Origin of the sequence: Microbacterium sp. DWRC1-3 (assembly GCF_049896645.1) — a bacterium.
Classification (GTDB): domain Bacteria; phylum Actinomycetota; class Actinomycetes; order Actinomycetales; family Microbacteriaceae; genus Microbacterium; species Microbacterium maritypicum.
The window spans coordinates 123621-136078 of the sequence record NZ_JAFCUS010000001.1; the positions used below are offsets into that span (position 1 = coordinate 123621).

Here is a 12458-nt window from a genome sequence, read left to right on the forward strand (position 1 = left end):
GCGGGCGAGGGCCGCGCATTCGTGTGCACCCGAGGCCCGCGCAGGCTTGGAGCGACATCGTGACACCGAAGAACACCACTGACCCCGAGGAGAACTCGCTGGGGGTGCTCGACGAAGCCGCGTCTCTCGACACGGCAGTGATCGGCATCCTCGGCGGGACGGCCCAGGTCAGCGTGACCCTGCCCAGGAGCGACGACGACGATGACCTCGCCGACGACGGTGTGGTCGACGGCGAGGTCATCGGCGACCTCGTGATCGATCCGCCCCCCGCCGTGGGATCGACGACGAAGACGAAGTCGCTTCCGAAAGCACCCCGTCCCGACCCCGTGCCCGCAGCCGCAGCCGCCGTCGCGCAGGATGCGGAGCCGGACGAAGCGCAGGTCGTCGAGGCGGCGTCAGAGGTCGAGCCTCCTGCGGAACCGGCTGTCGTCACGGGCGTGATCGACGAGCCGCTCGTCATCGAACCGATCGTGATCGAGGTGACGGCACTCGAATCGGCCCCCGTCGCGGATGCCGTCGTCGATGCGGTCGTCGTCGATGACCAGGTGTCCGAGACGATCGCCGACGATCGAGACACCGCCGACCAGCACGCAGCGGAGGAAGTCGCCGCCGCCCAGTTCCTCGCCAAAGCTCGGTCCGAGATCGAGACGGCTCCGCCGGCACCGGCATCCGCCGTGCAGGCGGCCACCGAGAAGGAGACCACCGTGTCCACTCCTGAAGAGAGGTCCGTCGTACCGCAGCCCGCTCGGGCGGCAGCGCGAGCGGATGTGACGCTGACCTCGAAGCGCCTGGACGATCTGGGCGAGTCCTCGCGCGAGTCCGCCGATCTGCTCACCGCCGACCGGCTGCTCGACCCGCACCGCATCACGAACCCGGAGCCCGAGGGGGCATGGAGTCATTTCCTCTACGCCGTCTCCGGTCGGCGCATCAACATCGGCGACGGTCGCCGTGCGCGGGAGCGGAAGGCGCTCTCGGCGAGGATCGCGGCGCCACTGGCCGGGGGAGCGCGGTTCGTCCCCGTGCTGTCCCGCAAGGGCGGGGTGGGCAAGACGACGATCACCGCGCTGCTGGGCATGGCTCTCGCCGACGCCCGCGAGGATCGTGTGATCGCGGTCGACGCCAACCCCGACCGCGGAACGCTCGCGGAGCGCATCGTGCGCCCGCACCACAGCAAGTCCGTGCGCGATCTCGTCCGGATCCACGACGACGTCAAGGGATACCACGACATCTCCGCGATCGTGGCCCGGGATGCGACCCGCCTCGACGTCCTCGCCTCCGATGCCGACCCTCGCATCGCCGAGGCCTTCAGCGACAGCGACTACCGGGATGTTGCCGGCGTCGCCGCACACTACTACTCGCTCGTCCTCACCGACACGGGCACGGGCATCGTGCACTCGGTGATGTCGGCGACTCTCGATCTCGCCGATCAGATCGTCATCGTCTCCGGTCTCAGCGTCGACGAAGCCCGGCTCGCCTCCGAGACGCTCACGTGGTTGGAGACCAACGGGTATGAGGAGCAGGCGCGCGAGGCGATCGTCGTCCTCAACCAGTCGACGCCGGGGACGCCGCTCGTGCGCCTGAACGAGTTGCAGGCGCACTTCGCCACTCGGGCGCGGAGCGTCGTCCGCGTGCCCTATGACCCGCAGATCGCCGGGGGAGGGACCATCGTGTTCGCGAATCTCCTGCCGGAGACGCGGATCGCAGCCCGTGAACTCGCCGCGCTGCTCGTCGAGGGCCTGCGGGCCAAGGCCGCCTGATGGCCGTCCGCGAGATCCGCATCTTCGGAGACCCCGTCCTGCGGGCGGTCTGTGCGCCGGTCGAGGAGATCGATGACGGAGTGCGTGCGCTGGTGGCAGACCTGGTCGACACCGTGGAGCTGCCCGGTCGCGCCGGAGTCGCTGCGCCCCAGATCGGTGTCGCTCTGCGCGCCTTCAGCTACAACATCGACGGCGACATCGGCTACGTGATCAACCCGGTCCTGACCGAGGTGCGCGGAGAGCCCGAGCCGACGGGGGAGGGCTGCCTCTCGGTCCCCGGACTCTGGCACGACGCGCAGCGTCATCCCTGGGCTCGTGTCGAGGGGATCGACCTCGATGGCAACCCCGTCGTCCTCGAGGGCGACGGCCTGCTCGCACAGGCGCTGCAGCACGAGACCGATCACCTCGACGGCAAGCTCTTCCTGACCCGTCTCGATCCGCAGACGCGCAAGGTCGCCATGCGTGAGGTGCGCGAAAGCGCCTGGTTCTGATCCTCAGCGCATGAAGAAGGGCCCCGCAGCTGCGGGGCCCTTCTTCGATCTCGGCGCGTCAGCCGCCGATCGGGACGTTCGTCGTCGCGACGGGCTCGTCGTAGATCGCGGCGATCTCGTCGGCGAAGTCGTTCATGATGATGTTCCGCTTGATCGAGAGCTTCGGGGTCAGATGTCCGGAGGCCTCTGTCCATTCGGAGTCGAGGATCGTGAACTTGCGGATCGACTCCGCACGCGAGACGCGAGCATTCGCGGCATCGACGGCACGCTGCACTTCGGCGCGCACACCCTCGTTCTTGGAGGCGTCGACGAGCGACATCTTCGCGTCGAGGCCATTGTTCGCCAGCCACGTCGGGAGCATCTCGGGGTCGAGCGTCACGAGCGCCGAGATGAACGGACGCTGATCGCCGACGACGACCACCTGGCCGATGATCGGGTTCGCGCGGATCGGGTCCTCGAGCGCCGCGGGGGCGACGTTCTTGCCGCCGGCCGTGACGATGATCTCCTTCTTGCGCCCCGTGATCGTCAGGAAGCCCTCGGAGTCGAAGCTGCCGATGTCGCCGGTGTGGAACCAGCCGCCTTCGCTGAAGGCCTCAGCTGTCGCCTCGGGGTTGTTCCAGTACTCTTTGAACACGTTGATGCCGCGGACCTCGATCTCGCCATCGTCTGCGAGACGCACGCCGACGCCGGGGAGCGCGGGACCGACGGTGCCGATCTTCGACTTGTCGGCCAGGTTCACGGTGGCGGGAGCGGTGGTCTCGGTCAGGCCGTAGCCCTCGAGGATCACCACGCCGAGGCTGTGGAAGAAGTGCCCGAGCCGCGAGCCGAGGGGAGCGGAGCCCGAGACGGCGTAGACGACGTTGCCACCCATGGCCTCGCGGAGCTTGCTGTAGACGAGCTTGTTGAACAGGGCGAACTTGAGCTTCATCCCGAAGGGGATCGGCTTGCCCGCCTCGAGCAGCTTGGAATGCTCGATGGCGACATCGGCCGCGGCGCGGAAGATCTTGCCCTTGCCGCCGGCCTCGGCCTTCTGCTCCGCGGAGTTGTAGACCTTCTCGAACACGCGGGGGACCGCGAGGAGGAAGGTGGGCTTGAACGATCCGAGTGCCGGCAGGAGCTGGCGGGTGTCGGGCTGGTGGCCCGTGCGCACTCCCGCGTGGACGTCGAGGATCGAGATGAACCGGGCGAACACGTGCGCGGTCGTGATGAAGAGGAGAGTGGAGGCTCCGGGCGTCTGGACGACCTCATCAAGGGCCTTGGCCGAGTTGCGGGACAACTCGACGAAGTTGCTGTGCGTGAGCACGCATCCCTTCGGGCGCCCGGTGGAGCCCGACGTGTAGATGAGGGTCGCGATGTCGGATCCGACCGCCAGACTGCGCCGGCGCTCGATCTCGGCGTCGGTCACCGAGGCGCCCTGTGCGGTCAGGGTGTCGATGGCTCCGAGGTGCAGCTGCCACACCTCACGGATCAGGGGAAGGTCGCCGCGGACCTCGTCGACACGGGCGAAATGCTCCGGCGACTCCACCATGAGCGCGATCGCTCCGGAATCCTCGAGGATCCACTGGATCTGGGAGGGCGAACTGGTCTCGTAGATCGGCACCATCACGGCACCGGCGTAGAAGAGCGCGAAGTCGACGAGCGTCCATTCGTACGTGGTGCGTGCGAGGAAGCCCACCTTCTCGCCAGGCCGGATGCCCGCAGCGGCGAAGCCCTTCGCGAGCGCGATCACGGCCGTCTGGAAGTCCGCGGCGGAGATGTCGCGCCAGCCGTCTCCCTCGGGGACCGAGAACAACGCACGATCAGGGGTGGCTTCGACACGCTTCACCAGAAGGTCGGCGACGTTCGCGTCGGGATCGGCGGGGACGATCGCAGGGACTTCAAACTGGACCACGGCAGCTCCTTCGGTACCGGTCGGGCACGGACTTGGCTACGAGTCTAGGGCATGGAACCGAGTCGCGCCTTGGGTGAAACTGGGTCGCGCGCGGGCTCGAAGCGGGAAGAGGCTTCCGACAGACGCTGGGCGCGGCGCTAGACTTCACCACGATGTTCTACTGGCTGATGAAGTACGTGGTGATCGGCCCCGTGGTCAAGGCGGTATTCCGCCCCTGGATCGTGGGGCGGAACAACGTGCCCGCGAACGGCGCGGCGATCCTCGCGAGCAATCACCTCTCCTTCGCCGATTCGATCTTCCTTCCCCTGGTGATCGACCGGTCGATGTCCTTCCTCGCGAAGAGCGACTACTTCACCGGCCGCGGCATCAAAGGCTGGGCGACGAAGTTCTTCATGAAGGCCACAGGGCAGATCCCCATCGACAGATCGGGTGGCAAGGCCTCCGAGGCCTCGCTGAACACGGGGCTCCAGGTTCTCGGCGGAGGCGACCTGCTCGGGATCTACCCCGAGGGCACGCGCAGCCCGGACGGCAAGCTCTACCGAGGGCGCACCGGCATCGCCAGGATGGCGCTCGAGGCGAAGGTCCCTGTCGTGCCGGTGATCATGGTCGACACCGACACGGCGATGCCCATCGGTCGGCGGCTGCCGCGCATCGTGCGCGTCGGCATCGTGATCGGGGAGCCTCTCGACTTCTCCCGTTACGCGGGGATGGAGAACGATCGCTACATCCTGCGATCGGTCACCGATGAGATCATGGTGGCCCTGCAGAGGCTCGGTGAGCAGAAGTACGAAGACGTCTACGCCTCGACGGTCAAGGAGCGGCTCCCGAGTCGCGTCACATAGGCCTCGCGCGGATCTGGGCGGCACCAGCGACCACTAGGCTGGAACGCATGCTCCCGCACCACATCGAAGCCCTTGATGCATGGCGCTCGCTTCCCATCAAGCAGCAGCCGCAGTGGCCCGACGCGGACCGCGTCGCCGACGTCTCCCAGCAGATCGCGACCCTTCCGCCTCTGGTCTTCGCCGGCGAAGTCGACAACCTTCGCGACCGGCTCGCGCGCGCCGCATCCGGTCAGGCATTCCTGCTCCAGGGTGGCGACTGTGCCGAGACCTTCGCAGGGGCGACCGCCGAACAGATCCGCAACCGCATCAAGACGGTGCTGCAGATGGCCGTCGTGCTGACCTACGGCGCCTCGATGCCCATCGTCAAGATGGGCCGCATGGCGGGACAGTTCGCGAAGCCGCGTTCGAGCGACTCCGAGACCCGTGGCGATGTCACGCTGCCGGCTTACCGCGGCGACATCGTGAACGGCTACGACTTCACCGAGGGGTCCCGCACGGCCGACCCCGGTCGCCTGCTCCAGGGCTACCACACGGCGGCGTCCACGCTGAACCTGATCCGTGCGTTCACGCAGGGTGGTTTCGCCGACCTCCGCGAGGTGCACTCGTGGAACAAGGGCTTCGCGCAGAACCCGGCCAATCAGCGCTACGAGCGCATGGCCGCCGAGATCGACCGCGCGATCAAGTTCATGGAGGCCGCGGGCGCGGACTTCGACGAGCTGAAGCGCGTCGAGTTCTTCACCGGGCACGAGGGCCTGCTCATGGACTACGAGCGCCCGATGACGCGTATCGACTCGCGAACGGACACCCCGTACAACACGTCTGCGCACTTCCTCTGGATCGGAGAGCGCACGCGCGAGCTCGACGGCGCGCACGTCGACTACTTCTCCAAGATCCGCAATCCCATCGGCGTGAAGCTCGGACCGACCACGTCGCCGGACACCGCCCTCGCTCTGATCGACAAGCTGGATCCCGAGCGCGAGCCCGGCCGACTGACGTTCATCACCCGCATGGGAGCGGGCAAGATCCGCGATGCTCTTCCGCCCCTGCTCGAAGCAGTTCGCGACTCCGGCGCGCAGCCCCTGTGGGTCACCGACCCGATGCACGGCAACGGCATCACCACGCCGACCGGCTACAAGACTCGTCGCTTCGACGACGTGGTCGACGAGGTGCGAGGCTTCTTCGAAGCGCACCGTGCCGTGGGGACGTTCCCCGGCGGCATCCACGTCGAGCTCACCGGTGACGATGTCACCGAGTGCCTCGGCGGGTCGGAGCGGATCGACGAAGCGGCCCTGGCCACGCGCTACGAGAGCCTGTGCGACCCGCGACTGAACCACATGCAGTCTCTGGAGCTCGCCTTCCTCGTCGCTGAGGAGCTCGAGAAGCGCTGACGCTCCCGTCGCGAAGACGAAAGAAGCCGCCCTCCCGGAATCATCGGGGAGGGCGGCTTCCTTCGTCGGTGGGTTCGTGCTCTTGCAGCAACCGACGCGGGAGCGCTCAGCCGCTCAGCTGGATCGAGAGGTTCACGGTGCCGCCGCGGGGGAGGGACTTGTCCGTACCAGGATCCTGGCCGGTGACTCTCGCCATCTCGGCGAAGCCCGGCAGATCGCCCCAGGCGGCGTAGGTCGATTTGAACCCCTTGTCGGCGAGGATCTTCTTGGCCTCGTTCAGGGTCTTCCCCGAGACGTCGGGCACGGGGAACAGCTCCGGCCCCTTCGAGACGATGAGCTGCACGTTGTCGCCGGGCCGCCAGTTGCCCTCCTCCGCGCGGTCGGCCACACCGATGACGACATCCTTGGCGACGCTGTCGCTGAACGTGTACTGCGGCTCGGCGGTGACGGTGAGGCCCTTGTCCGAGAGGGTGGAGGTCGCCTCGCCGATCGACATGCCCGCGACATCGGGGAACTCGCCGGCCGAGACGTACAGCTCCACCGTGTCGTCTTCGAAGACATCGCAGCCGTCGCCGCAGATGTATGCCTCTCCGCCGGCTCTCGGGGTGACGTAGGCGTTGATGACGATGCCGGCGTCGGCGTCGGAGAACAGCATCAGCGACGTGTCCGTGACGTTGACGTTGAGGCCATCGAGGTAGTCGCGGGCGTCTTGCTCGGCGCGTCCGTTCAGGGGGTCGAGAGTGTGCGCGGCGGGTCCTGCAGAGACGATCACCGTCACCGAGGCGCCCTTGTCGAGTCGCGAACCCTCGGCAGGGTCGGTCTCGATCACGGTCCCGGCGGGGATGTCGATGGAGAACTCGTCCTTCTGCGCGGGGACGAAGCCGGCCTCGGTCAGCGTGGAGGCGGCCGCGTCGTAGGTGCCTCCTGCGACGGAAGGCACCGCGATCAGCGAGCCGGGGCCGGAACCGAACCACCAGCCCACACCACCGGCGAGCACCGCCAGCAGGAGCACGAGAGTGAGGAGGAACGCTCCGCGCGCGCGGCGCTTGGACGCGCGTCGCCGCAGGAGGGTCGCATTGTCGAGCGCGGCGGGCACGGGAGCCGTGGGGTCGGCGATCACCATGGTTCCCGGCATCACCTTGGTGAGGTCGCCGGAGTCGCCGTGGCTGTGCTGCGCAGCCGTGGCTCTGGCCGCCGTCGGCGTGACGCCGAGGTCGCGTTCGATCTCCCGCAGGCGCTCGAGCATCTGCTGAGCGTCGTCCGGTCGGTCGTCCGGGGACTTCTCCGTGGCCCAGAGCACGAGCTCGTCGAGCTGCTCCGGCACGGCGGGGTTACGAACGCTCGGCCTCGGGACGGACTCCGTGGCGTGCTGGAAGGCGATCTGCATCGGCTGCTCGCCCTTGTAGGGCTGCTCACCGACCAGCATCTCGTACAGCATGATGCCGAGCGCGTAGATGTCGCTGCGGGCGTCGGCGGTGCCTCGGGTGACGAGTTCGGGGGCGAGGTAGGCGATCGTCCCCAGCAGCTGCTGTCCGGTCGCGGTGTTCGCGGTCGTCGCTCGTGCGAGTCCGAAGTCGCCGATCTTGATGCGGCCGTCCTCCGCGAGGAGGACGTTCTCCGGCTTCACGTCGCGATGCACGATTCCGGCGCGGTGTGCGGCCGAGAGACCGGCCAGGATCGCGTCCATGATCGTGATGGTCTGCGGGAGCGTGAGGCGCTTCTGCTCTCGGAGGAGCTCGCGCAGCGTGATTCCGGGCAGGTACTCCATGACGAGGTACGCCAGCTCGCCGTCCTGCCCCTGGTCGAACACGTTGACGACGTGCGGATCCGCCAGGCGGGCCGCGGCCCTCGCCTCCTGGATGAAGCGGCTCTGGAAGGCCGAGTCGTCGCTGAGGTGCGCGTGCATCACCTTGAGGGCGATGCGCCGTTCGAGACGGAGGTCGGTCGCGACATAGACCGTCGCCATGCCTCCGCGGGCGATGCGGGCGCGCACACGATAGCGGCCGTCGACAAGCCGCCCGATGAGGGGGTCGGCTTGCTGATTGGTCGTCACGTCAGAATTCTATGGAGAACTGCCTGAAAGACAGGGGAGCGCCTCACCCCTCGGGCCTGCGGGTTTTCCCGGATGTCGTCAGCTGTAGAGAGCGAGCCAGGCATATGCTTGGGCCTCCCACTGGCCGTACCTGTCCGGATACGCCGAGATCTGCACCGCCTGCGCCGCCGCTGTGAAGGGCATGCTGTCCCAGCCGGGGATGTCCAGGAGCCCGCGGGTCGCCTGTCCGTTCGGGTCGCTCTGACCGCCGTAGAACACGCGTGTGCTCCGGTCCGCGTCCATGATCTGCGCCGGGGTTCCCCACCCCGTGCTCGGACGCTGCTGGAAGATGCCGAGCGAATCGCGGTCGCCCCAGTCGAGGTTGCGCAGCCCCGACTCGACCATCCCGGTCGCGAGGGCGATGGCGATGGCCCGGTCGTTGACGCCGATCTCGCGACCGATGCGGATGATGAGCGCCGCGTTCGCCGCTTGCTCCGCGGAGAGCGTCGTCGCCTGCTGTCCGCCCGTGGAGGCGGGAGCAGTCGTCGCGGGGGCGGGGGTCGGCGCCCCCTGCAGGGACAGGGTCTGGCCGGGATAGATGATCGACGAGGGGCCGAGCCCGTTGGCGGCATACAGCGTCTGGGTCGTCGTGCCGTATCTCTGCGCGATGCCGAACAGGGTGTCTCCTGCGGCGACGGTGTGCGTGGCGGCGGATGCCGGAGCGGGGGTCTGAGCCGGAGCAACTGCCGGTGCGGCCGCCGCACTGCTCCCGGAGACGACGAGGCTCTGACCGGGGAAGATGATCGACGCGCGGTCGAAGCCGTTCGCCGAGAGCACGGCGTCGACGGTCGTGCCGTATCTCTGAGCGATGGCGTACACGGTGTCGCCGGCGACGACCTGGTGCGTGGCCGCGGCGGCGGGTGCTGGAGCGGCGGCGGGGGCTGCGACCGCTCCGGGCTGGAGCGTCAGACTCTGGCCGGGGTGGATCACGGAGCGCCAGGAGAGGCCGTTCCAGGTGAGGACGTCGACGGTGCGCAGCCCGAAGCGCGTCGCGATCGCCGAGACCGTGTCACCTGGCTGGACGACGTAGCTCGGTGGTGCCGCTTCGGTGGGAGCCACCCGTACGGGGAGGAGGCGCTCGCGTTCGACGGTGGCGGTGCCCACGGGGGAAGCCGCGCTGGCCGGTGCGGCGGTGAGCGTGGTCGCGAGGGCGCCGAGCACGGCTGCAGGCACTCCGATCTGCAGGTGTCGCGTTCGACGCGTGGCGGTCTTGAATGTCAAGGCTTGCCCCCTTTTCGAGTTTTTCACGCTGACACGGATGTAAACAGAAGTCAACTGAAGTGACGCAAGTGAAGGATGTGACTGGAGGGTCGACATGCGACGGTCACGCAGAGGTGAGATAGTGGGCAACGTGTCTGAGAACGTTGCTGGAACCCCTGCCGCTGCCGCCATCGAGTGGTTGACGATGCCCGACCTCGTCGAGGTGCTCGACGAGCCCCTCGGCCGTGTGCGCCGTCTGATCGACGAGCACTACCTGGTCGGATCCACTCGTAGCGGAGTCTTCGCGGTGCCGTCGGTGTTCATCGTCGATGGACACCCGCTGAGTTCTCTGCGCGGAACGGTGATCGTCCTGCAGGATGCCGGCTTCACGGACGACGAGCTGATCGACTGGCTCCTCGCCGACGAGGAGAGCCTCGGTCGCTCGCCGATCGACGCCCTGCTGGCCGGGCACAAGAGCGCGGTCCGACGCCTCGCTCGTACCCTCGCCTGACCGCAGGATCGCTCAGGAGGAACGCACCGTCGCCGCCCGCGCGAGCTCGCGCAGTTCGCCGACGGCCGCGTTGTCGAGCCGGGCGCCCGACAGTGCGCGATCAGCCTCGCGCGCATAGTCGGCGATCATCGCCTCGACCTGTTCCAGCGCGCCGGAATCGGTGATGGTCGCCTGCAGGAACGACACCTGCTGCGGCGTCAGTTCCGTGTCTCCGAGCATCTCGTCCAGGAGATTGCGCGCGGAAGCGTCGAGGGTCTGCCGAGTGAGGGCGATCAGCACTGTGCGCTTGCCCTCGCGCAGATCGTCTCCGGCCGGTTTCCCCGTGACGGATGCGTCGCCGAACACGCCGAGCACGTCGTCCCGGAGCTGGAAGGCCATCCCGACCGGGTGCCCGAAGCGGCGCAGCGCCGCCATCTGATCCGCGTCGGCCCCGCCGAAGGCTCCTCCGAGGACCAGCGGCTGCTCGATGCTGTACCTGGCGGACTTGAGCGATGCCACACGAAGAGCCCGTTCCGCATGGAGGCCGCCGTCGTTGACGCTCCACGCCGATTCCTCGGCGATGTCGAGGAACTGACCGGTGGTGACGTCTCTTCGCATCCTGGCGTACTCGGAACGCACGGTGAGTGCCTGAGGATGCCCCTCCAGCGCCGACTCCAGCAGGTCATCGCTCCACGCGACCAGGAGATCTCCCAGGAGGATGGCGGATGCCCGACCGAACGCCTCTGCATCTCCCGACCATCCGGCGGCGCGGTGCGATGCCTCGAGCGCACGGTGCGCTGCGGGGCGACCACGGCGGGTGTCGGAGTTGTCGATCAGATCGTCGTGGACGAGCGCGGCCGACTGGAAGATCTCCAGTGCGGTGCAGATGTCCCACAGAGCATCGGACTCCGTCGCATCTCGGTCGTGGAACCTGGCCACGGCGCGCCAACCTGCATGGCAGAACCGCGCACGAAGCCGCTTGCCTCCGTCCAGCGTGGCGGCGGCGGCGGAGAGGAAGGATGCCGCATCGGGGCCGTACTCCATCGATTCGTCGCGCATCCGCGCGAGGAAGCGGTCGAGATGTGCGGCGACGGCGTCGGGTACAGGGGAGGAGGACGACACGACTCCCAGCATACGTAAAGCAAGGGGACGCCGAACTGCTAGCCCCGGACGTCTCGTCGCGCGTAGAATGGAAGGCACGATACCCGAGGGGGACGAAATGCCACTCTCCGAACAGGAGCAGCGTCTGCTCGACGAGATGGAACGCCATCTCCTTCACAACGATGCCGACGTGGTGACCGCGCCGTCCGGCGATCGAGCATTGAGCTACCGAAATCTCGTCTACGGTGCACTCCTCCTGCTCGCCGGCGTCGGCGGTCTGGTCGCCGGAGTCATCCTCAGCGGCGTCTGGGGCATCGTCGTCGGCGTCGTCGGTTTCGCCGCGATGCTCGCCGGTGTCATGGTCGCCGTCACTCCCGTGAGGCGAACGAGCGCGGCTGGGCCCCGAGAGCGTTCCGCTCCCAAGCGGCAGGAGTCCGCCTCGTTCATGGATCGAATGAACGACCGCTGGGATCGCCGCCAGGACGGTCACTGACCGACATCGATACTTCACGACAGAAGCCCGGATGCTGAGCATCCGGGCTTCTGCCGTTAACCCCCGCGGGGAACGGGCCATCTCGATGGGTGGGAAAACCCTCCACTAGCCCTCCACCTTTCTCCACCGCGTAATTCCGCGGCTCTTCAGCGCGCCGATCGTCGTCGGCATGCGTTGCCTGCGGATTGGTCGTAGGTATGTGGAGGAAAGTGGAGTAAAGTGGGGCGCACCTCGAGTTGGCCGGACGCAGAGGGGGTGATGGCCGATGTTGCTGGGTACGCACTCACCGAAGCTGGACGACAAGGGACGGGTCATCCTTCCTGCGAAGTTCCGCGAAGACCTCGGCGGCGGCATCGTCGTCACCCGAGGCCAGGAGCGGTGCCTCTACGTGTTCAGCACGGCCGAGTTCGAGGCGATGCACGAGCGGATCCGTCAGGCCCCGCTCGCCAACAAGCAGGCGCGTGACTTCATGCGACTGTTCCTCTCCGGAGCCAGCGCGGAGATGCCAGACAGCCAGAACCGCATCACCATCCCGGCGCACCTGCGTCAGTACGCAGGCCTGCAGAAGGAACTCATCGTCACCGGAGTCGGCGCCCACGCCGAGATCTGGGATGCCGAGAGCTGGAACGCCTACCTCGCCGCCGGCGAGGAGACCTACTCCGACCTCGAGCAGGAGGTGATTCCGGGACTCTTCTGACCACGGCTGTGATGCC

At 67.7% G+C, this 12458-nt stretch carries 11 protein-coding genes; 7 read left to right on the plus strand and 4 right to left on the minus strand.

Annotated features, from left to right (window positions below):
• Positions 1-59 precede the first annotated feature (59 nt).
• A complete protein-coding gene (locus ACP699_RS00575) occupies positions 60-1757 on the plus strand; it encodes an AAA family ATPase (RefSeq protein WP_426168308.1) in 1698 nt (565 codons plus the stop codon).
• Entirely contained in the window at positions 1757-2248 is a 492-nt protein-coding gene (def, locus tag ACP699_RS00580) for a peptide deformylase (protein ID WP_017830211.1), read from the plus strand. The genes ACP699_RS00575 and def overlap by 1 nt, the downstream gene beginning before the upstream one ends.
• Positions 2249-2306: 58 nt before the next feature.
• On the opposite strand, the gene ACP699_RS00585 is transcribed toward def, so the two are convergent.
• Complete coding sequence (locus ACP699_RS00585; protein ID WP_055867306.1) at positions 2307-4139, minus strand: AMP-dependent synthetase/ligase; 1833 nt, start codon at positions 4137-4139, stop codon at positions 2307-2309.
• Between the two features lie 152 nt (positions 4140-4291).
• On the opposite strand from ACP699_RS00585, the gene ACP699_RS00590 reads away from it, so the two are divergent.
• A complete protein-coding gene (locus ACP699_RS00590; RefSeq protein ID WP_017830213.1) occupies positions 4292-4981 on the plus strand; it encodes a lysophospholipid acyltransferase family protein in 690 nt (229 codons plus the stop codon).
• 47 nt (positions 4982-5028) lie between these two features.
• The gene (locus tag ACP699_RS00595) at positions 5029-6369 is read left to right on the plus strand and encodes a class II 3-deoxy-7-phosphoheptulonate synthase (protein ID WP_055867309.1); all 1341 of its coding nucleotides are present in this window, start codon (positions 5029-5031) and stop codon (positions 6367-6369) included.
• A 106-nt stretch (positions 6370-6475) separates the two neighbouring features.
• Here ACP699_RS00595 and pknB read toward each other — a convergent pair whose 3' ends face one another.
• Positions 6476-8422, minus strand: a complete 1947-nt coding sequence (gene pknB / locus ACP699_RS00600) for a Stk1 family PASTA domain-containing Ser/Thr kinase (RefSeq protein ID WP_426168314.1) — start codon at positions 8420-8422, stop codon at positions 6476-6478.
• Positions 8423-8500: 78 nt separating this feature from the next.
• Positions 8501-9682, minus strand: coding sequence for a LysM peptidoglycan-binding domain-containing protein (locus tag ACP699_RS00605; RefSeq protein WP_426168317.1), 1182 nt, complete (start codon positions 9680-9682; stop codon positions 8501-8503).
• Between the two features lie 121 nt (positions 9683-9803).
• On the opposite strand from ACP699_RS00605, the gene ACP699_RS00610 reads away from it, so the two are divergent.
• A complete protein-coding gene (locus tag ACP699_RS00610; RefSeq protein ID WP_327037748.1) occupies positions 9804-10172 on the plus strand; it encodes an Rv2175c family DNA-binding protein in 369 nt (122 codons plus the stop codon).
• Between the two features lie 12 nt (positions 10173-10184).
• Here ACP699_RS00610 and ACP699_RS00615 read toward each other — a convergent pair whose 3' ends face one another.
• The gene (locus tag ACP699_RS00615; protein ID WP_426168321.1) at positions 10185-11273 is read right to left on the minus strand and encodes a polyprenyl synthetase family protein; all 1089 of its coding nucleotides are present in this window, start codon (positions 11271-11273) and stop codon (positions 10185-10187) included.
• A gap of 97 nt (positions 11274-11370) precedes the next feature.
• On the opposite strand from ACP699_RS00615, the gene ACP699_RS00620 reads away from it, so the two are divergent.
• Together ACP699_RS00620 and mraZ are read left to right on the plus strand one after the other, a co-directional pair.
• Positions 11371-11745, plus strand: a complete 375-nt coding sequence (locus ACP699_RS00620; RefSeq protein ID WP_426168324.1) for a DUF3040 domain-containing protein — start codon at positions 11371-11373, stop codon at positions 11743-11745.
• A gap of 265 nt (positions 11746-12010) precedes the next feature.
• Positions 12011-12442 (plus strand): division/cell wall cluster transcriptional repressor MraZ, encoded by a 432-nt coding sequence (gene mraZ, locus ACP699_RS00625; protein ID WP_017830220.1) that lies wholly within the window; start codon positions 12011-12013, stop codon positions 12440-12442.
• Positions 12443-12458: the final 16 nt, after the last annotated feature.